Source organism: Enterobacter wuhouensis (assembly GCF_035835995.1).
GTDB classification, from domain to species: Bacteria; Pseudomonadota; Gammaproteobacteria; order Enterobacterales; family Enterobacteriaceae; genus Enterobacter; species Enterobacter wuhouensis.
The window spans coordinates 3,045,234-3,065,914 of record NZ_CP142124.1 but is presented as its reverse complement, the minus strand read 5'-3'; the positions used below and the strand labels follow the sequence as shown (position 1 = coordinate 3,065,914).

At 55.9% G+C, this 20,681-nt stretch carries 16 protein-coding genes; 13 read left to right on the top strand and 3 right to left on the bottom strand.

All coding sequences use genetic code 11. The features are described 5' to 3' along the window. Window positions 1-153: 153 nt before the first annotated feature. A complete protein-coding gene (gene yegD / locus VPX56_RS14715) occupies window positions 154-1,506 on the bottom strand; it encodes a molecular chaperone (RefSeq protein WP_326467276.1) in 1,353 nt (450 codons plus the stop codon). A gap of 131 nt (window positions 1,507-1,637) precedes the next feature. Between yegD and alkA the strand changes: the two genes are divergently transcribed. Beyond that, window positions 1,638-2,510, top strand: a complete 873-nt coding sequence (gene alkA, locus VPX56_RS14710; protein ID WP_326467274.1) for a DNA-3-methyladenine glycosylase 2 — start codon at window positions 1,638-1,640, stop codon at window positions 2,508-2,510. On the opposite strand, the gene VPX56_RS14705 is transcribed toward alkA, so the two are convergent. Then, window positions 2,475-5,804: a diguanylate cyclase gene (locus VPX56_RS14705; RefSeq protein WP_326467272.1), complete on the bottom strand. Its 3,330-nt coding sequence runs from the start codon at window positions 5,802-5,804 to the stop codon at window positions 2,475-2,477. The genes alkA and VPX56_RS14705 overlap by 36 nt on opposite strands. A gap of 341 nt (window positions 5,805-6,145) precedes the next feature. On the opposite strand from VPX56_RS14705, the gene udk reads away from it, so the two are divergent. From udk to asmA, 3 genes are all read left to right on the top strand, one after another. Next, complete coding sequence (gene udk / locus VPX56_RS14700; protein WP_131635041.1) at window positions 6,146-6,787, top strand: uridine kinase; 642 nt, start codon at window positions 6,146-6,148, stop codon at window positions 6,785-6,787. 89 nt (window positions 6,788-6,876) lie between these two features. Beyond that, window positions 6,877-7,458 (top strand): dCTP deaminase, encoded by a 582-nt coding sequence (dcd, locus tag VPX56_RS14695; RefSeq protein ID WP_131635042.1) that lies wholly within the window; start codon window positions 6,877-6,879, stop codon window positions 7,456-7,458. A 22-nt stretch (window positions 7,459-7,480) separates the two neighbouring features. Then, complete coding sequence (gene asmA, locus VPX56_RS14690) at window positions 7,481-9,331, top strand: outer membrane assembly protein AsmA (RefSeq protein ID WP_326467269.1); 1,851 nt, start codon at window positions 7,481-7,483, stop codon at window positions 9,329-9,331. An 89-nt stretch (window positions 9,332-9,420) separates the two neighbouring features. On the opposite strand, the gene VPX56_RS14685 is transcribed toward asmA, so the two are convergent. Beyond that, window positions 9,421-11,004 (bottom strand): TerC family protein, encoded by a 1,584-nt coding sequence (locus VPX56_RS14685; protein ID WP_263610247.1) that lies wholly within the window; start codon window positions 11,002-11,004, stop codon window positions 9,421-9,423. 694 nt (window positions 11,005-11,698) lie between these two features. Between VPX56_RS14685 and VPX56_RS14680 the strand changes: the two genes are divergently transcribed. The 9 genes from VPX56_RS14680 (at window position 11,699) to wcaF (ending at window position 20,671) form a co-directional block, all read left to right on the top strand. Further along, a complete protein-coding gene (locus tag VPX56_RS14680; RefSeq protein WP_131635045.1) occupies window positions 11,699-12,835 on the top strand; it encodes a polysaccharide export protein in 1,137 nt (378 codons plus the stop codon). A 6-nt stretch (window positions 12,836-12,841) separates the two neighbouring features. Continuing rightward, entirely contained in the window at window positions 12,842-13,285 is a 444-nt protein-coding gene (wzb, locus tag VPX56_RS14675) for a low molecular weight protein-tyrosine-phosphatase Wzb (protein WP_131635046.1), read from the top strand. A gap of 2 nt (window positions 13,286-13,287) precedes the next feature. After that, window positions 13,288-15,450, top strand: coding sequence for a tyrosine-protein kinase Wzc (gene wzc / locus VPX56_RS14670; protein WP_131635047.1), 2,163 nt, complete (start codon window positions 13,288-13,290; stop codon window positions 15,448-15,450). 149 nt (window positions 15,451-15,599) lie between these two features. Next, on the top strand, window positions 15,600-16,442 hold the full coding sequence (gene wcaA / locus VPX56_RS14665) for a colanic acid biosynthesis glycosyltransferase WcaA (RefSeq protein WP_326472075.1): 843 nt from the start codon (window positions 15,600-15,602) through the stop codon (window positions 16,440-16,442). Beyond that, complete coding sequence (wcaB, locus tag VPX56_RS14660) at window positions 16,442-16,933, top strand: colanic acid biosynthesis acetyltransferase WcaB (protein WP_322415948.1); 492 nt, start codon at window positions 16,442-16,444, stop codon at window positions 16,931-16,933. The genes wcaA and wcaB overlap by 1 nt, the downstream gene beginning before the upstream one ends. After that, window positions 16,930-18,147: a colanic acid biosynthesis glycosyltransferase WcaC gene (wcaC, locus tag VPX56_RS14655; protein ID WP_131635050.1), complete on the top strand. Its 1,218-nt coding sequence runs from the start codon at window positions 16,930-16,932 to the stop codon at window positions 18,145-18,147. Before wcaB ends, wcaC begins: the two co-directional genes overlap by 4 nt. Next, on the top strand, window positions 18,122-19,342 hold the full coding sequence (gene wcaD, locus VPX56_RS14650; RefSeq protein ID WP_131635051.1) for a colanic acid polymerase WcaD: 1,221 nt from the start codon (window positions 18,122-18,124) through the stop codon (window positions 19,340-19,342). Before wcaC ends, wcaD begins: the two co-directional genes overlap by 26 nt. Window positions 19,343-19,354: 12 nt before the next feature. After that, on the top strand, window positions 19,355-20,101 hold the full coding sequence (wcaE, locus tag VPX56_RS14645) for a colanic acid biosynthesis glycosyltransferase WcaE (RefSeq protein ID WP_131635052.1): 747 nt from the start codon (window positions 19,355-19,357) through the stop codon (window positions 20,099-20,101). A gap of 15 nt (window positions 20,102-20,116) precedes the next feature. Then, complete coding sequence (wcaF, locus tag VPX56_RS14640) at window positions 20,117-20,671, top strand: colanic acid biosynthesis acetyltransferase WcaF (RefSeq protein ID WP_131635053.1); 555 nt, start codon at window positions 20,117-20,119, stop codon at window positions 20,669-20,671. The last annotated feature ends 10 nt before the right edge of the window (window positions 20,672-20,681 follow it).

Genomic DNA, 20,681 nt, shown 5'->3' with positions numbered 1-20,681 from the left:
GAAGACTGTCAGGAATGGTCTGAGAGTGGGGATCTTTTTTGCCGGGTGTTCTCCCTCTCCCTGTGGGAGAGGGCCGGGGTGAGGGCACCAGGCCGCACCAACGTTAGATTTTGTAGGCCGGGTAAGGCGAAGCCGCCACCCGGCACAACCGCACTAGCTAAACACCACCTGCGCCCAGCGCGCCAGCCCTGCGGTAACGGAGCCAAAGTCATCGCCCCCGGCAATCGGGATGCCCGGCAGCTGTTCCGCCAGCGCTTTTTTGATCAGCGGCGAACGGGCGCTACCGCCGGTCAGGTAAATAACATCCGGCTTCTCTTTGCCGTTTTCCAGCGCCAGATGAACCTGTTCCAGAATGCGCTGCAGCGGCTGAGCGAGCGCGGTTTCGAGGCCATCCTGAGAGATCGCCGTGGCGAGATCGTCGCTGATAAACGGCAGTGAGACGGCGTGTTCAGCGCGATCGGAAAGGGCAATTTTGCTCTCTTCGGCGGTGCGCACCACGCGGTAGCTCAGACGCTGGCACCACACCTTATACAGCAACGCGACCTTGTCGGCGTCCTGCGCGTCGCGCACCAGATCGTTGAGGAAGCGGCCATTGGCGGTGCTGTAAAAATCACTCTGCGCCGGGACGTCGTTGATGGCGATGGCGTTCCACCACGGCAGGATCGGCAGGGCGATACCTTTTTCCGTCTGCCCGCCCATGCCGAGCAGCGGCATCAGGCTCTTGAACGCCAGGGCGATATCCAGATCGTTACCGCCCACGCGGCAGCCGCTGTGCCCCAGCAGGCTGTTTTCACGATCGCGACGATGATGCCACTCGGGCCCCATCAGCAGCAGCGAGCAGTCTGTTGTCCCCCCGCCGATATCCACCACCAGCACGCGTTTTTCTTCCGTCAGCGTGGCTTCAAAATCCAGCCCTGCCGCAACCGGCTCATACTGGAACACCACGTCGCGGAAGCCCGCACGGTGCGCCGCGCGCTCAAGAATTCCCTGCGCCTGCTGGTTCGCCTCGCCGCCGCCCAGCCCCTGGAAGTTAATCGGGCGGCCTATCACCGCCTGGGTGATGGCATCCGGAACCTGCGTCTGCGCCTGATTGCGGATGTGCAGCATCATGGCGCACACCAGATCCTCAAACATCGCCACCTGCTGCGGCTTCAGGCCGCTGGCGCCCAGGAAGGATTTCGGTGACTTAACGAAGTAGACTTCTTCAGGGTCTTCGATGTAGTGCCCGAGCGAAGAGAGGCCGAACTGCACGCTGGACGGCGTAACCTCGATGTCCTCCTCGCGGTTGAAGCTGACCGCGCGGCGAAGCAGCGCCTGAGACTCCGCGGCGGTGGCCGGCACCTGATGATGGCGGAACAGCCATTCGCTCACCGCTTCACGCGTCGGCGCGCAGAGCATCGACGGCAGCAGCGTGCTCTCTTTTTCCATTTTCAGGAGCTGCGGCTGTCCGTTTTGCATAATCGCAACCGAGCAGTTTGCCGTACCGTAGTCAAATCCAATAAACACGTAGAAATCCCCATGCCGGTGAGAAGGGGCGAGACTTTAGCGAAATGTCTCTCCGGCGACAACAGGAATATGTCAGCAAGGCGAAACGCGCTTTTTCCGTTTATGCTGTGAGGAATAAAAAAGGAGCAAGAATGTATACCCTGACGTGGCAACCCCCTTATGACTTGCAGTGGATGTTGGGATTTTTACGTGCGCGTGCGGTCACGGGCGTCGAGACCGTCACCGACAGCTATTACGAACGCAGCTTTGCCTGCGAGGGGCATCAGGGCGTTTTTCGCGTCACGCCGGAGAGTAACGCCCCTACGCTGGTCGTGACCCTCAGCCCCGGCTTAATCCCGATAGCAACAACGTGTCTTGACCGTATTGAACGCCTGTTCGATCTGACCTGCGATCCCGAGGACGTTGCGCGCACCCTTGGCGACCTCGGCGCTGCCCGTCCCGGCCTGCGTCTGCCGGGCGCGGTGGATGCGTACGAGCAGGGCGTGCGGGCGATCCTCGGGCAGCTGGTGAGCGTGGCGATGGCGGCGAAGCTGGCGTCGCGCGTGGTGGCGCTGTGCGGTGAGCCGGTGAAGGATGCGCCGGAGTATCTCTGTTTCCCGACGCCGCAGGCGCTGGCCGCAGCCGACCCGCTGGCGTTAAAAGCGCTCGGCATGCCGGTCAAACGGGCGGAGTCACTGATTCATCTGGCGCAGTCCGTCGTCGACGGGACGTTTCCGCTGCTCCCGCCAGCGGATATTGAGGCGGGGATGAAGGCGTTGCAGCAGCGGCCCGGGATAGGGCGATGGACGGCAAACTACCTTGCCCTGCGCGGCTGGCAGGCCAAAGATGTGTTTCTGCCGGATGATTATCTGATCAAGCAGCGCTTTGCCGGGATGACGCCCGCGCAAATTCGCCGGTATGCCCTGCGCTGGCAGCCCTGGCGTTCATACGCGCTGCTGCACATCTGGTATACCGACGGCTGGACGCCGTCAGTTGATGGCGAAATAGCTGGTATTCAGAAGTAGCTCCAGCGGCTGCGGCTCGCCGATGGTGTCACCGTAGATAAAATCGATGCCGATCCCTGAGAGCGTATCCATCATCATCGGCTGATTGCTCGGCCCGGCGATGGTTTGCATTCCCAGGCGCTGGGCATGGCCCTGAATGATGGTCACCAACATTTCGTCCATCAGGTTGCCGTGCACGTTGGTCACGACCTCCGCGTCCAGCATCAGGTAATCGGCAACGTTGGCGCTCAGGTGATTAAAGACGTTCATATCGCGCCCCACCTGGCTCAGCACCACGCGACACCCCGCATGACGGAGCTTTTGCAGCCCCTGCTGAACGTTCTCATCCGGATTACGCACCACGTCGACGTTAATCACCAGATGCAGAAGACGACCCGGCAGCGTGCCTTTCTCCAGCAGTTCGAGCAGTTCGGCGACCAGCGTGACGCTGGCTAGCCCGGCCTCCGAGAGCGGCAGCGCCACCCCCATGCCTTTGCTCGCGACCTGCGCCGCGTACGTGCGGAAGAACTCGCTAAAAATGCGTCTGTCGAGGGCGTGCAGCAGTTCAGGTTCCGCCAGGCCAGAACGGAAGGCGTGTTCTTCCTGCACTTCTCCCTGGCTTGTCCACAGGCGGAGCGAAATTAGCCAGAAATTGCAGCTTTCAGGAATGCGCGGGGAGGCGACGCTGCGGGCAATCATCATCAGGTGATTGTCCTTGATCATGTGCCACTGCTCGTCAAGCGACATCATGCTGCGCGTGCTGTGGATTCGCTCCTGCTGCGGTTCGTAGACCGTGACGACGCCGCGCCCGCTATTTTTCGAGGCATAGCAGGCGATGTCGGCCTGCGACATGATTTCCGATGCCTGAACGTTGTTTTCATCGATCAGGGTGATCCCGGCGCTGGCACCGATGCGATGCAGGCGTCCTTCCCACATAAAGTGGTAGTCGTTGATGGCGTGGATCAACCGGCCCGCAATATAGCGGGCGCTTTCGATATTGCAGTCCGGCAGCAGCAGACCGAACTCATCCCCGCCCAGACGCGCAAGCACGTCGCTGGAGCGCAGCATGGTTAGCATTAATGACGACAGTTCCCGCAGCAGGGCATCACCCGCCGCATGGCCCGCCGAGTCGTTCACCGCCTTAAAGCGATCGAGATCGATAAACACCAGGGCATGACGCTGGCGCGTCTCCTGAACGGTTTGCAGCAGCCGCTTGAGATGGTTTTCGAAGCTCACGCGGTTGGCAAGATGGGTAAGAGCATCATGCGAAGCGCTGTAGCTCAGCTGGCGCAGCATTTTACGCGATTCGGTAACGTCCTGAATCACCAGCACCGATCCAATGTTTTGCCCGTCCAGGGTGCTGAGCGGGGTGATGCTGTAATGAATATCAAAGTAGCCGCCGGTGCGGCAGTTAAGGACCACGTCCTGCTCGATATCGGTACGGGACATATCGCCGCTGTGAATATTCTCCATCAACGGGCCTTTTTCTCCGAAGGTAATGTGCAGCACTTTCAGAATCGGCTGTCCGATGGCCTCGGTTTGCAGCCAGCCGCTCATTTTCTCCGCCACCGGATTCATAAAGGTGACGTTCATGTCGACGTCCGTACACAGCACCGCTTCGCCGATGGAGTCGAGCGTAATGTGCAAACGCTCTTTTTCCTGGAACAGGGCTTCGTTCAGCTGCTTCACCTCGGTCATGTCCATATTGATGCCGAGCAGGCGTTCGACTTCACCCTGCTTATTCAGCACCCGATTTGCCAGGGAGCGAATATGGCGAACGCCTTCCTTGACGCGTATCCGAAACTCAAGCTTGAAGGGCAGCCTCGCCATCAGCGAGTCCCGGAGCACCTGCTCGGCATGTTCGCGATCCTCGGGCAGCATCGCCTCGTGCCAGAGCTGCCACGTCGGTTTGATGTGGGCAGGGATGTCGTACAGCTCAAACATTCGTTTATCCCAGCTAATCACGTCAGGCTCCAGGTCCCACTCCCAGATTCCGATGCCGCCGGCTTCGTTGGCGAGGGTAATGCGCTCCATCAGGCGTTTGTTGACCCATTCGGTGTGCTTGAGATCGTTAATGTCTTCTATCTGGGCGATAAAGTAGAGCGGCGTGCCGTCGGCGTGGCGCACGACCGAGACGGCGAGCAGCGCCCAGACCACCTCACCGTCGCGGGTGTAGTAGCGCTTTTCCAGGCTGTAGGTGTTGATATCGCCGTTCACCAGCTGGTCGAGCTGCTCCAGATCGGTGTTGAGATCTTCCGGCCAGGTCAACTGCTGGAAGGTGAGCGACTGCAGCTCTGACTGGCTGTAGCCTAAAAAATTGCACAGCGCTTTGTTGGCCTGCAGCCACTGGCCTTCAATGCCGACCAGCGCCATGCCGATAGCGGAATACTCCATCGCGTTACGAAAGCGCTCTTCGCTTTCGGTGATGTGCTTACGTTCGGCGCGAAAGGCGTACATCACCATCGTCATGACGTTAGCGGGCAGGAGTAACATCAGGAACGGCAGCCAGGGCGCATTCAGCATGGCGCTGGAGTGCTGCGTTGCCAGCGATGAGGGGTCCCGCGCAATCATCATCGAAACCACCATCACGGTGACCAAAAACACCATAAAGGCTTCCATGCGCGGTAAACGCACGGCGCTCCACATCAGCAGCACGATGACGCAGGTAAACGGCCAGGGGAGCCAGGTGATGGCCGCCCAGCTCAGAACGAGCGTGACGGCCATCGTCATCAGCGTTTCCAGCAGCAGCCTCGGGTTGCGATGGCGCAGCAGGTAGTGGGGTTTAAACAGCAACCCTAACGGCACAATCGCAAGCGCCCCGATGGATTCTGACAAAACCCAGACGAGAAAATTGCGCAGCGGTTCAGCGCCCGGCACCAGAAAATGGATCAGCACGCCGCCAATGAGCGGTGGGATCAGGGCGCTGCCGATGGCCAGACGGACCCAGTCATTGAGGTTTTGCAGCGGGTTATACCACGGCAGCAGCCTGCGCAGCAGCAAGGCACCGACGCACGCCTCTATAACGTTGACGACGGTATAGACGAGGCTAAGGGACTCCCAGGAAAACAGCATCCAGGACGCCAGGACGTTGCCAAACGAGCAGGCCAGCGCGATACCGGGCCACATTTTCCCTGCGTGACGGTAAAACGCCACCATCATAATTGACGTCGGGAACCAGAGCGGGGCCAGCATCATTCCGAAGCGAGTAAGCTCCAGAGAGAATAACGTAAAGATGAAGGTGACCAGGCCCAGACAGACAAGTCGCAGTAAAGGATGTGGGGTAGTCACCAAAACCCGCTGGTATTGTTTATTCATTACCGCTTTATCCAGAGACGCTGTGCCGCCAGGAGGAAGGTCCGACGAGTGAAATAAGAATTTGGATTATGCTAGTACAAACAATTTACAATTCATATGGCGGCTGCTCATAATTTGACATCATAGGGTTATTAAATAGTTACTCTGCAAAAAATTCACGTTAAACGCTGAAAAAACGGTCGTATAAATTTCATAAAGGGAACAAAAAGCCACTTTTCAGCCTGTCTCGCATAACCTGCGTATTCGACTGGTATCACGCCCGCGAAATCCCTATAATTGCCGCGTTTGACGCTCCGGCGTCGCCCTTCCTTAACATCCAGGTTAATCAGGTCGCTAAATTTATGACTGATAAGTCTCATCAGTGCGTCATTATAGGCATCGCCGGCGCATCGGCTTCAGGTAAAAGTCTTATTGCCAGTACGCTCTACCGCGAACTGCGTGAACAAGTTGGTGATGAGCATATCGGCGTCATTCCCGAAGATAGCTATTACAAAGACCAATCTCATCTTTCAATGGAAGAGCGTGTAAAGACCAACTATGACCATCCGAGCGCGATGGATCACAGCTTGTTGTTCCAGCATCTTCAGTCACTTAAAAACGGCACGGCCATTGAGCTGCCGGTATACAGTTACGTAGAACACACCCGCACGAAAGAGACCATCCGCATTGAGCCAAAGAAGGTCATTATCCTCGAAGGCATTCTGCTTCTGACCGACGCGCGCCTGCGTGAGTCGATGAACTTCTCCATTTTCGTTGATACGCCGCTGGATATTTGCCTGATGCGCCGCATTAAGCGCGACGTCAACGAACGCGGTCGCTCGATGGACTCGGTCATGGCGCAGTACCAAAAAACCGTTCGCCCGATGTTCCTGCAGTTTATTGAACCATCCAAACAATATGCCGATATCATCGTGCCTCGCGGCGGTAAAAACCGCATTGCGATTGATATTTTAAAAGCGAAAATCAGCCAGTTTTTTGAATAAGCCGTGCGAATTGTGTACCGTTCAGAGATAACCTGGTTTGCCCTGAGCCTGTAAACCTCAGGGCACGATGCACGAAAGGAGAAAGTGCCATGCGTCTTTGCGATCGTGATATAGAAGCCTGGCTGGATGAAGGCCGCCTGTCTATTACCCCGCGCCCGCCGGTAGAGCGTATCAACGGGGTGACCGTTGACGTGCGTCTGGGGAATAAATTCCGCACCTTCAGCGGCCATACTGCCCCGTTTATCGACCTTAGCGGTCCGAAGGACGAAGTCAGCGCGGCGCTCGATCGCGTCATGAGCGACGAGATTGTCCTTGATGAGGGCGACGCCTTTTATCTGCACCCGGGTGAACTGGCGCTGGCGGTGACGTTTGAATCCGTCACGCTGCCTGCGGATCTGGTGGGCTGGCTTGACGGTCGCTCCTCCCTGGCGCGCCTGGGGCTGATGGTTCACGTGACGGCGCACCGTATCGATCCCGGCTGGTCTGGCCGCATCGTGCTTGAGTTCTTTAACGCGGGTAAACTGCCGCTGGCGCTGCGCCCCGGCATGATGATTGGTGCGTTAAGCTTTGAACCCCTGACGGGGCCGGCGGATCGTCCTTATAACCGCCGCCAGGACGCGAAGTATCGCGACCAGCAGGGTGCGGTTGCCAGTCGTATCGATAAAGACTGATCGTTAGTTCATTGAGGATGCCATGAGAAGAGTTCTGACGACGCTGATGATTTTGCTGGTGGTGCTGGTTGCTGGCCTTTCGGCGTTGGTGTTGCTGGTGAACCCAAATGATTTCCGCGCCTACATGGTGCGGCAGGTCGAAGCACGCAGCGGTTATCAACTGAACCTTGACGGGCCGCTGCGCTGGCACGTCTGGCCGCAGCTCAGTATTCTCTCTGGCCGCATGTCGCTCACCGCGCCGGGGGCTTCTCAGCCGCTGGTGTCGGCAGATAACATGCGCCTTGACGTGGCGCTGATCCCGCTCTTTTCGCACCAGCTGCAGGTTGACCAGGTGATGCTCAAGGGGGCGGTGATTCAGCTGACGCCGCAAACCGAAGCCGTGCGTAAAGACGATGCGCCGGTTGCGCCCCGCGAAAATACCTTACCTGATGAACCTTCCGATACCGGCTGGTCGTTTGATATCGGCAAGCTGAAGGTGGCCGACAGCGTGCTGGTTTTCCAGCATGAAGACGATGAGCAGGTCACCGTCCGCAACATTAATCTGAATATGGAACAGGACGCGAACCATGTTGCCACGGTGGAGTTGAGCGGACGGGTAAACCGCGATCAGCGCGATTTGACCCTGTCCCTGAACGCCAGCGTGAATGCGTCGGATTATCCGCATCGGCTTACGGCAGATATTCAACAGCTGAACTGGCAGCTGTCGGGGGCCGATCTCCCGGCTAAGGGCATCACCGGCCAGGGATCGCTGCAGGCCGTGTGGCGCGAGGAGCATAAGCAGCTCGAGCTGGATAACCTCAATTTGCAGGCTAACGACAGCATCCTGAAAGGTCAGGCCAGCGTCTCACTGGCTGAGAAGCCGAAATGGGTTCTGAACCTGCAGTTTGACACTCTAAATCTGGAAAACCTGCTCGCGATGCCTGCGGTCGCTGCATCCGGCGATGATGTTTCCCAGAACGCACAAAGCCAGGCCAGACAGGCTCGCCCGGTGATCTCCTCTAACCTCGATCAGCCGGACTATAACGGCCTGCGCGGGTTTACCGCAGATATTCAGCTCAAAGCCAACAGCGTACGCTGGCGCGGCATCGATTTTACCGACGTGAGCAGCCAGATGTTTAACCACAACGGTTTGCTGACGATCTCTGAGCTAAGCGGCAAAATGGGGGCAGGACATCTTTCCCTCCCCGGCACGCTGGATGTCCGTAACGATTCTCCTGCCGCGGTGTTCCAGCCGCGTCTCGACAACGTCGAGATCGGCACCATCCTGAAGGCGTTTAACTATCCAATCTCGCTGACCGGACAGTTATCGCTGGCGGGTGACTTCTCAGGCACGAAGATTGACGCCGACGCTTTCCGCCGCGAATGGCAGGGGCAGGCTCACGTTGAGATGAAGGACACCCGCATGGAAGGGCTTAACTTCCAGCAGCTGGTGCAGCAGGCCGTGGAGCGAAGCAGCAATGTCAAAGCTCAGGAAAATTACGACAGCGCCACGCGACTGGATAGCTTTACCAGCGATCTGACGCTGAATAACGGACAGCTTTCACTGGACGGAATGCAGGGCACTTCTGCGATGCTGTCCTTAACGGGCGAAGGCGCGTTGGACCTGGTGAAAGAGACGGCGGACACCCGCTTTAACGTCCGCGTGCTTTCCGGCTGGCAGGGGGAAGGTAAACTGATCGATTTCCTGAAGGAGACGCCAATTCCTCTGAGCGTATACGGCAAATGGCAGTCGCTGAATTACAGCCTGCAGGTGGATCAGATCATGCGTAAGCATCTGCAGGATGAAGCCAAACGTCGACTGAACGACTGGGCGGATCGGAATAAAGATTCACAGACAGGGAAGGATGTGAAGAAGCTTCTGGATAAGCTTTAATGTGAGTGGTGCCGGGTGGCGGCTGCGCCTTACCCGGCCTGCAAAAGCTGGCGTCCCAGGCCGGGTATGCGAAGCGCTACCCGGCTTTTTTACACCTCAAAATCCAGATCGTCCTCGCCGCGCAGCGGTATGAGCTGCACTTTTTGTACGCGATGGCTCTCAACCTGCAGCGTCTTGATCATATAGTCTCCTACCTGAACCTCTTCCCCCGGCTGCGGGATGCGCTGCAGATACTCCATCAGCAGGCCGGCAATGGTGTGGTACTCGCGTTTATCATCCAGCGGCAGGGGAACGAACTGCACCAGATCTTCCAGCGGCATATGGCCGTTAGCGGTCCACGAGCCATCGGCATTTTTCTGAATATCGTGGCGGGCATCGATCTCATCCACCTCGTTTGGCAGATTACCGGCGATGGTTTCCATTACGTCGCTGAGCGTCACCAGGCCCTCCACGGAACCGAATTCGTCTACCACAAAGGCAAAGTGCGTGCGCGCGTTGCGGAACTGTTCCAGCGCGGAGAGCAGCGGCAGCGCTTCCGGGAACACTAACGGCTGGCGCACCAGCGCGCGAAGGTTAAGCGGTTCACCGTGCAGCTGCTGCTGCAGCAGATCGATTACGTGGACCACGCCCAGCAGCTCTTCCTCCTCCTCGCCGCCGGTGACCACCACGCGGGTGTGCTGGTTTTTGTCCAGCAGGGCGCGTATTTGCTCCTCCGGTGCGGTGAGATCGACATGCTCGATATCGTGGCGAGAAGTCATGATGCTGCTGACCGAGCGCTGGTTGAGGTTGAGCACGCGCTCAATCATCCGCCGCTCCTGCGGGTTAAAGATCTGCCCGTCGGCATGGTCGGCCAGCATCGCGGCGGATTCTGCGTCCAGCTCGGCATCCTCTTTTCGCCCGCTCAGCAAACGCATCACCGTGTCGGCGGTCCGCTGCCGCAGGCTTTGGTTTGCAGAGAGGAAGCGACGACGGTTGAAAATGGCCAGCTGGTTCAGGGATTCAATCATTACCGAGAAACCAATGGCAGCGTACAGATAGCCTTTCGGAATATGGAAGCCAAAGCCGTCCGCCACCAGGCTAAAGCCGATCATCAGCAGGAAGCTGAGGCAGAGAATGACGATAGTAGGGTGGCTGTTCACAAATCGGGTGAGCGCTTTACTTGCCATGACCATCAGCGTGATGGCAATGATAACGGCAGCCATCATCACCGCCAGATGGTCAACCATGCCGACGGCGGTAATGACCGAGTCGAGCGAGAAGACGGCGTCGAGCACCACGATCTGCGCGACGACCGGCCAAAATTTGGCGCCGCGTCGCTGGGTGGGATGCTCACCGTCTTTACCTTCGAGCCGCTCGTTAAGCTCGACCGTCGCTTTGAACAGCAGGAACAACCCGCCAAACAGCATGATCAAATCGCGGGCGCTGAAGCTCAGCCCGTAGACGGTAAAAATAGGCTTTGTGAGGGTGACCAGCCAGGAGATTGACGCCAGCAGCAGCAGCCGCATCACCATCGCCAGCAGCAGGCCCGTCACGCGGGCGCGGTCGCGCTGTGAGGGCGGCAGCTTTTCGGCGAGGATGGCAATAAAGACCAGATTATCAATACCAAGCACTAATTCGATGACAACCAGCGTCACCAGCCCGGCCCAGATTGATGGATCGGCAATCCATTCCATAATAATCGCAATACCTTCTGTTATATGACCAATGTCACACTTCGATCATGGATAAAGCTGACGGAAATTGCAATGGCAGGCTGAGATTTCTCTTAATAGACGACCCGATAAAGAGCGATAACTGACGCCGCTGTAAATAAGCTAATGACGTATATTTAATGACAATAAATGATATTTAGGATATATCGCAATTAATGGTTTTAATTGCTGAATTGTCAATATAAAGAAATTCCTAAAACGCTAAAAACTTGCTCTTAATATTATTCTTAAAAACGAATATTAGGACGGTTGTCTCCTTGCCTGCTATTAGGTTAGCTGCAACAATTCCCTCAGCATCAAATGTTAAATTTCCTTGTTGCTATTATTGTTTCGGTCTTTAGTGATGATGATGCTTTATCAGCTGTCCTTCAGAAGTGGCTGATATATTTTCTAAAAGACCTTATCTAAGAGGGTGTATATCCATAACACATTGTTTAGTCAGTGGATTGGTAACTGAAAGCCAAGGGCGGTAGCGTGCCCGAAGGCGTGTGAAACAGCCTCGATTATTCTGTCAATAGCCAATGGATGAATAAGCCTCTTTTAGGACTGATGCCAGTTATATTTCTATTTCTTTAACTGCATGCTGAATGCCAAAACGACCCGCGCTTATTTTAATTGCACAGGATAATTACTCTGCCAAAGTGATAAATAATCAATGATGAAATCCAAAATGAAATTGATGCCATTATTGGTGTCTGTGACCTTGATGAGTGGTTGTACGGTCTTTCCCGGCAGCAATATGTCAACAATGGGTAAGGATGTGATCAAGCAACAGGATGCTGATTTTGATCTCGACAAAATGGTGAATGTTTATCCGTTGACGCCTCGTCTGGTTGAACAATTACGCCCACGTCCCAACGTTGCGCAGCCGAATATGTCTTTGGACCAGGAAATTTCCTCATACCAGTACCGGGTAGGGCCGGGCGACGTGATCAACGTCACCGTCTGGGACCACCCGGAGCTGACCACCCCGGCGGGCCAGTACCGTAGCTCAAGCGACACCGGTAACTGGGTACAGTCTGACGGCACCATGTTCTATCCGTATATCGGTAAGGTGCACGTTGCGGGCAAAACGCTTGCTGAGATCCGTAGTGATATTACCGGCCGCTTAGCGCAGTACATCGCTGACCCGCAGGTGGACGTTAATATCGCCGCGTTCCGCTCGCAGAAAGCGTATATCTCCGGGCAGGTGAACAAGTCTGGCCAGCAGGCCATCACCAACGTTCCGCTGACGGTACTGGATGCCATTAACGCCGCCGGTGGGTTAACGGACGGCGCCGACTGGCGCAACGTGGTGTTGACCCACGAAGGTAAAGAGCAGCGCATTTCGCTGCAGGCGCTGATGCAAAACGGCGATCTGACCCAAAACCGCCTGCTCTATCCGGGCGACATCCTGTACGTACCGCGCAACGACGATCTTAAAGTCTTCGTCATGGGTGAAGTGAAGAAGCAGAGCACCCTCAAGATGGACTTCAGCGGCATGACCCTGACCGAAGCGCTGGGCAATGCGGAAGGTATCGATCTGACCTCGTCCAACGCCAGCGGCATCTTCGTGATCCGTCCGCTGAAAGGCGAGGGCACGAAGGGCAAGATTGCCAACATTTACCAGCTGGATATGTCCGATGCAACGTCGCTGGTTATGGCAACCGAGTTCCGCCTCCAGCCATACGATGTGGTCTATGTCACTACCGCGCCGGTTGCCCGCTGGAACCGTCTGATCAACCAGTTGCTGCCAACCATCAGTGGCGTTCGCTACATGACGGATACGGCGCGCGACGTTCATACCTGGTAATCCGCGATGTTTAATAAAATTCTGGTGGTTTGCGTGGGGAACATTTGCCGTTCCCCGACCGCTGAGCGGCTGCTAAAACAGTACCAGCCCGACCTCATCGTTGAGTCTGCGGGGCTGGGGGCGCTGGTCGGTAAAGGCGCCGACGAGCGTGCATCAAGCGTAGCCAGCGATCACAACCTTTCTCTCGACGGGCACTGTGCCCGTCAGATTTCTGGCCGGATGTGCCGCGAGTACGACCTGATCCTGACGATGGAAAAACGCCACATTCACGCGCTGTGCGAGATCGCACCGGAGATGCGCGGCAAGGTGATGCTGTTTGGTCACTGGGACAATGAACGCGAAATCCCCGATCCGTATCGCAAGAGCCGTGAGGCTTTTGAGGCGGTATACACCTTACTCGATCAGTCTGCCCGTCAGTGGGCGCAGGCACTGAAAGCTCAGCAGGGATAACAATGACAGAAAAAACAAAACCTTCTGCCGCCCCGACGTCGGGCAGTGATGAAATCGATATTGGTCGCCTGGTCGGCACCGTTGTCGAAGCGAAGTGGTGGGTGCTTGGGATCACCGCCGTGTTTGCCGCAGCGGCCGTTGTCTACACGCTGTTTGCGACGCCTATCTACAGCGCCGATGCGCTGGTGCAGATAGAGCAAAATACCGGTAACTCGCTGGTGCAGGATATCGGTTCCGCGCTGGCGAACAAACCGCCGGCATCCGATGCTGAAATTCAGCTGATCCAGTCGCGTCTGGTGCTCGGCAAAACGGTTCATGATTTAGGGCTTGATATCGCCGTCACCAAAAATACCTTCCCGGTGTTTGGTGCGGGCTGGGATCGCCTGACGGGCCGCAGCAACGACACGGTAAAAGTGACCGACTTTGTGCTGCCGAAAGGCGCTGGCGATCAGACCTTTACCCTGACGGTGCTCGGCCCGAAACAGTACCAGTTGACCAGCGACGCGGGGTTTAGCGCGCGCGGTGAAGTGGGGCAGATGCTGAGCAAAGACGGCGTCAGCATGATGGTCAGCGGCATTCATGCTCAGGAGGGCGGCGAATTTACCGTGACCAAATTCTCCACCCTGGGGATGATCAACAATCTGCAAAGCAATCTGTCCGTCACCGAGAACGGCAAGGACACCGGCGTCCTGAGCATGACGTTCACCGGTGAAGATAAGGATCAGATCCGCGACATCCTCAACAGCATTACCCGCAACTACCTTGAGCAGAACGTCGAGCGTAAGTCAGCGGAAGCGGCCAAAAGCCTCGCCTTCCTGGCAAAACAGCTGCCGGAGGTGCGCGCTCGTCTGGATGATGCCGAGAACAAGCTGAACGCCTATCGTCAGGATAAAGACTCCGTCGACCTGCCGCTGGAGGCGAAATCGGTTCTCGACTCCATGGTAAATATTGATGCACAGCTTAACGAGCTGACCTTCAAAGAGGCGGAAATTTCCAAGCTCTACACCAAGCGCCACCCGGCTTACCGTACGCTGCTGGAAAAACGTCATACGCTGGAGGAAGAGAAAGCCAAGCTCAACAACCGCGTCACCGCGATGCCGAAGACGCAGCAGGAAATTGTGCGTCTGACCCGCGACGTGGAGTCCGGACAGCAGGTCTATATGCAGCTGCTGAACAAACAGCAGGAGCTGAAAATCACCGAAGCCAGTACGGTCGGTGACGTGCGTATCGTCGACCCGGCCATCACGCAGCCCGGCGTGCTGAAGCCGAAGAAGGCGCTGATTATTTTCGGCAGCATCATTCTCGGCCTCATGCTCTCCATTGTTGGCGTGCTGCTGCGCTCCCTGTTCAACCGCGGAATCGAAAGCCCGCAGGCGCTGGAGGAGAACGGTATCACCGTCTATGCCAGCATCCCGCTTTCCGAATGGCAGAAGTCCCGCGACAGCGTCAAAACCGTTAAGGGCGTCAAGCGTTACAAACAGAGCCAGCTGCTGGCCGTGGGTAACCCGACCGATCTGGCGATAGAGGCGGTGCGCAGCCTGCGTACCAGCCTGCACTTCGCCATGATGCAGGCCAAAAATAACGTTCTGATGATGACCGGCGTCAGCCCGTCGATTGGTAAGACCTTTGTCTGCGCCAACCTGGCGGCGGTGGTGAGCCAGACCAACAAACGCGTGCTGCTGATCGACTGTGACATGCGTAAGGGCTATACCCACGAGCTGCTGGGCACCAACAACGTCAACGGCCTGTCGGACATTCTGCTCGGCAAGGGCGATATCAGCCAGAGCGCGAAGCCGACGACTATCCCGAAATTTGACCTGATACCGCGTGGTCAGGTGCCGCCTAATCCGTCCGAGCTGCTGATGAGCGAACGCTTCACCGAGCTGGTGGAGTGGGCGAGCAAAAATTACGACCTGGTGCTGATTGATACCCCACCAATCCTGGCCGTCACCGACGCTGCCGTAGTGGGTCGACTGGCGGGCACCACGCTGATGGTGGCGCGCTACGCGGTGAACACCATCAAGGAAGTGGAAACCAGCCTGAGCCGCTTTGAGCAAAACGGCATTGAGGTGAAAGGGGTCATTCTGAACTCCATCTTCCGCCGCGCGACCGGGTACCAGGATTACGGTTACTACGAGTACGAATACAAATCTGACTCTAAATAAAAAAACCACCCACCCCTCACCCTAACCCTCTCCCCAAAGGGGAGAGGGGACTGTCCGGTGCGGGAGTTTGGGTACGAACATAATGAAGACCACTGACTGCCTTTCACCCTCTCCCCTTTGGGGAGAGGGCTGGGGTGAGGGGGAAGATGATGACCACACAACGCCCTTTGATTTCTATCTATATGCCGACATGGAACCGTCAGCAGCTGGCGATCCGCGCGATTAAGTCGGTGTTACGTCAGGATTACGATAACTGGGAGCTGATTATCGTTGATGACTGTTCCTCCTCTTTCGAACAGCTGCAGAAATTCGTGGACGACCTTAACGACCCGCGCGTGGTCTACACGCATAACGAGATTAACTCCGGGGCGTGCGCGGTGCGTAATCAGGCGATTATGCAGGCCAAGGGGCAGTATCTGACCGGGATCGACGACGATGACGAATGGACGCCGAACCGCCTGTCTATCTTCCTGTCGCATAAAGAACAGCTGGTTACGCACGCTTTCCTGTATGCCAACGACTATGTCTGCCAGGGCGAGGTTTACTCGCAGCCTGCGAGCCTGCCGCTGTATCCGAAATCACCGTACTCTCGCCGCCTGTTCTACAAGCGCAACATTATTGGTAACCAGGTCTTCACCTGGGCGTGGCGTTTCAAAGAGTGCCTGTTCGATACCGAACTCAAGGCCGCGCAGGATTACGATATCTTCCTGCGCATGGTGGTGGAGTACGGCGAGCCGTGGAAGGTGGAAGAGGCCACGCAGATCCTGCACATCAACCACGGGGAGATGCAAATCACCTCGTCGCCGAAGAAATTCTCGGGCTACTTCCACTTCTACCGCAAGCACAAGAATAAGTTTGACCGTGCCAGCCGGAAGTATCAGCTGTTTACCCTCTATCAAATCCGCAACAAGCGCATGAACTGGCGCACGCTGCTGACGCTGCTGTCCGTGCGTAACGGCAAGCGTCTGGCCGACGGGCTTCGGGGGAAATAATGTTTCTGGAAGATTGCCGCGCTAACGGCTGGAGCCTGCGCCCGTGCTGCATGGTTCTGGCGTACCGCATCGCGCACTTTTGCTCGGTGTGGCGTAAGAAAAACGTTTTAAACAATCTTTGGGCGGCACCGGTGCTGGTGCTGTACCGCATCATCACCGAATGCTTTTTTGGCTATGAAATTCAGGCCGCTGCCACCATTGGCCGACGCTTCACCATCCATCACGGCTATGCGGTGGTGATCAACAAGTTCGTGGTCGCCGGGGATGATTTCACCATTCGTCATGCGGTCACGATTGGCAACCGTGGGCCTGACAGCCTGGCCTGCCCGGTCATCGGCAATAACGTCGAGCTGGGGGCGAACGTGGTAATCATCGGTGACATTACGATTGGCAATAACGTCACGATTGGTGCTGGCAGCGTGGTGCTGGACAGCATTCCGGATAACGCGCTGGTGGTGGGAGAGAAAGCCCGCGTGAAGGTGATTAAATGAACATTTTGCAATTTAACGTACGCCTCGCAGAAGGCGGGGCGGCAGGCGTGGCGCTGGATCTGCACCAGCGCGCGCTGCAAAAAGGATTACAGTCGCGCTTTGTGTACGGCTACGGCAAAGGCGGCAAGAAAAGCGTCAGCCATGATAACTATCCGCAGGTGCTGAAGCAGACTCCGCGTCTGACCTCCATTGCCAACATCGCGCTGTTCCGCCTGTTTAACCGCGATCTGTTTGGCAACCTGAACAATCTTTACCGCACCGTGACGCGCACGTCCGGCCCGGTGGTGCTGCATTTTCACGTGCTGCACAGCTACTGGCTGAATCTGGACGAGGTTGTGGCGTTTTGTGAGAAGGTGAAAGCGCACAGGCCGGACGCCCGATTCGTCTGGACGCTGCACGATCACTGGAGCGTGACCGGACGCTGCGCCTTTACCGACGGCTGCGAAGGCTGGAAAACCGGCTGCCAGAAGTGCCCGACCCTGAGCAACTATCCGCCGGTGAAGGTGGATCGCGCGCATCGGCTGGTTGAGGGCAAGCGCCAGCTGTTCCGCGAGATGCTCTCGCTCGGCTGCACCTTTATCTCCCCAAGCCAGCACGTGGCGGATGCCTTTAACAGCCTGTACGGGGCAGGGCGCTGCAGGATCATCAATAACGGTATCGACGTGGCGACGGAAGAGATTCTGGCGGAGCTTACGCCGGTCGCCGAAACGCCGGGCAAACCGAAGATTGCCATTGTTGCGCACGACCTGCGCTACGACGGCAAAACCAACCAGCAGCTGGTGCGCGACATCATGGCGCTCGGCGACAGGGTTGAACTGCACACCTTCGGCAAGTTTTCGCCGTTCGAAGGGGCGAACGTGGTGAACCACGGATTTGAAACCGACAAGCGCAAGCTGATGAGCGCCCTGAACGGGATGGACGCGCTGGTGTTCAGCTCGCGCGTGGACAACTATCCGCTGATCCTCTGCGAAGCGCTCTCCATCGGCGTGCCGGTGATTGCCACCCACAGCGACGCCGCGCGCGAGGTGCTGGAGAAGTCCGGCGGCAAAACCTTCGCGGAGCAGGAGGTGCTGCCGCTGGTGCAGCTGCCGAAGGCGGACATTGCGCAGGCCGTTTTTGGCACTGACCTGGAATCGTTCCGCAACCGCAGCCGCAAGGCCTACAGTGGACAACAGATGCTGGAGGAGTATGTCTCGTTCTATCAGAATCTGTAGTTATCTGCTGCTGCCGCTGATCTACCTGCTGGTCAACGTCAAAATTGCCCAGCTCGGCGAAAGCTTCCCGATAACCATCGTGACCTTCCTGCCCGTCCTGCTTCTGCTCTATGTCGATAAAATCAACCTGAAGAAGCTGATGATTGCCCTGGGGCTGGGTTTTGGCCTGACGGCGTTTAACTACATCTTTGGGCAGTCGCTGGATGCCAGCAAATATGTCACGTCAACCATGCTGTTTGTTTATATCGTCATTATTATTGGCATGGTCTGGAGTATTCGCTTCAAAACTATTTCAACGCACAATTATAGGAAAATCCTTAGGTTCTTTTATATTGCCGTTGCGTTAATTGTTATGCTTGCCGCGCTGGAGATGGCGCAAATTATTTTGACCGGCGGCAGCAGCCTGATGGAGATAATTTCGAAATATCTCATATACAGCAACAGCTATGTACTGAACTTCATTAAGTTTGGCGGCAAGCGTACAACCGCCCTCTATTTTGAACCGGCATTCTTTGCTCTGGCATTAATCTCAATTTGGCTCAGCATCAAACAGTTTGGTATCAAAACCCCTAAGACCGATGCTATGATTCTTGCAGGAATTGTTCTGTCAGGGTCGTTTTCAGGGGTAATGACATTTATCCTGTTTTACCTGCTGGAGTGGGCATTCCAGTATTTGAACAAAGATGCGATAAAGAAAAAACTGCCGCTGGCGATCATCTCCCTGACGGTATTCCTGGTAGGCGTGATATTTGCTTTCCCGTACATCTCAGAACGTCTGGGTGATTTGGGAACGGAGGGCTCATCGTCCTATTATCGCATCATTGGTCCGCTGGTGATGGTGGGTTATTCCTTAACCCATATTGATGGCGTAGTAAGATTCGGCTCACTTTACGAATATGTGGCATCATTCGGAATCTTTAACGGTGCGGACGTCGGTAAAACCATAGACAATGGTCTGTATCTGTTAATTATTTATTTTTCGTGGTTCGCCGTACTGTTGACGATCTGGTATCTGTTTAAAGTATTCAAAATGATGATTAACGCGTTTGGTGATAACCAGAACTTTCGCGTGCAGCTTTATCTTTTTACGCCGGTGTCGCTGTTTTTTACCGGGTCAATATTTAGTCCGGAATATGCATTCTTAATTGTATGTCCGTTTATTTTGCGTAAAGCGCTTAATATTACGAATTCATGACGAGGTGGTTTTATGTTTCTTAGCGTCATTACTGTCGCCTTTCGCAACTACGAAGGGGTGGTAAAAACCTGGCGCTCGCTGCGCAACCTGGCGCGCGACCCAAGCCTCACCTTTGAGTGGATTGTGGTCGATGGCGGTTCGGACGACGGTACGGCTGAATTTCTGGAAAAACTCAACGGTGAGTTCAACTTACGTTACGTCAGCGAGAAAGATAAAGGCATCTACGACGCGATGAATAAAGGCATCGCGATGGCTCAGGGGCGGTATGCCATCTTCCTCAATTCCGGCGACGTGTTCCATGACGACGTGGCGCTGTTTGCCCGCCAGCTGGCCCGCCAGAAAGAAGAGGCGATGTTTATTGGCGACGCGCTGCTCGATTTCGGTGACGGTAATAAGGTGCTGCGCAGCGCCAAGCCGGGCTGGTATATCTACCACAGCCTGCCGGCCAGCCATCAGGCCATCTTCTTCCCGGTGAGCGGTCTGAAAAAGCAGCCATACGATCTGCAGTATAAAGTGTCTTCAGATTATGCGCTGACCGCCAGCCTGTACAAATCGGGATATCCCTTCCGTCGAGTGAAAGGGCTGGTGTCTGAATTTTCAATGGGCGGCGTGTCAACCTCGAATAATCTGGAATTATGCCAGGACGCAAAAAACGTGCAGCGTGAAATATTACGCGTGCCGCGGCTCTGGGCGGAATTATCTTATTTATTACGCCTGAAAACGACGGGTAAAGCGAAAGCCTTATATAACAAAGCCTGAATATAAGGAAACGTAATGCAGGAACTTAAAGGATTCACCGTGCCGAAAGGCTTTCGCGGTGGGAACGGTATTAAGGTGCAGCTGTGGTGGGCGGTTCAGGCGACGTTATTCGCCTGGTCGCCGCAAATTCTGTACCGCTGGCGCGCCTTTTTATTACGCCTGTTTGGCGCAAAAATCGGAAAAAACGTAGTCATTCGCCCCTCGGTAAAAATTACGTATCCCTGGAAATTAACGCTTGGGGATTACGCCTGGGTTGGGGACGACGCGGTGTTATATACCCTGGGCGATATTACGATTGGCGCAAATTCGGTGGTATCACAGAAATGTTATTTGTGCACCGGCAGCCATGACTTTATGAGTCAGCATTTTGATATTACCGCTTCGCCTATTGTGATTGGCGAAAAATGCTGGCTGGCAACGGATGTGTTTGTTGCACCGGGTGTTTCTGTTGGCGATGGCACGGTAATTGGTGCCCGCAGCAGCGTTTTTAAATCGCTACCGGCAAATAAAGTTTGCCGTGGCAATCCCGCAGTGGTGATACGCGAACGCGTAGAAACTGAAAAACTTTGATAAGTACAGA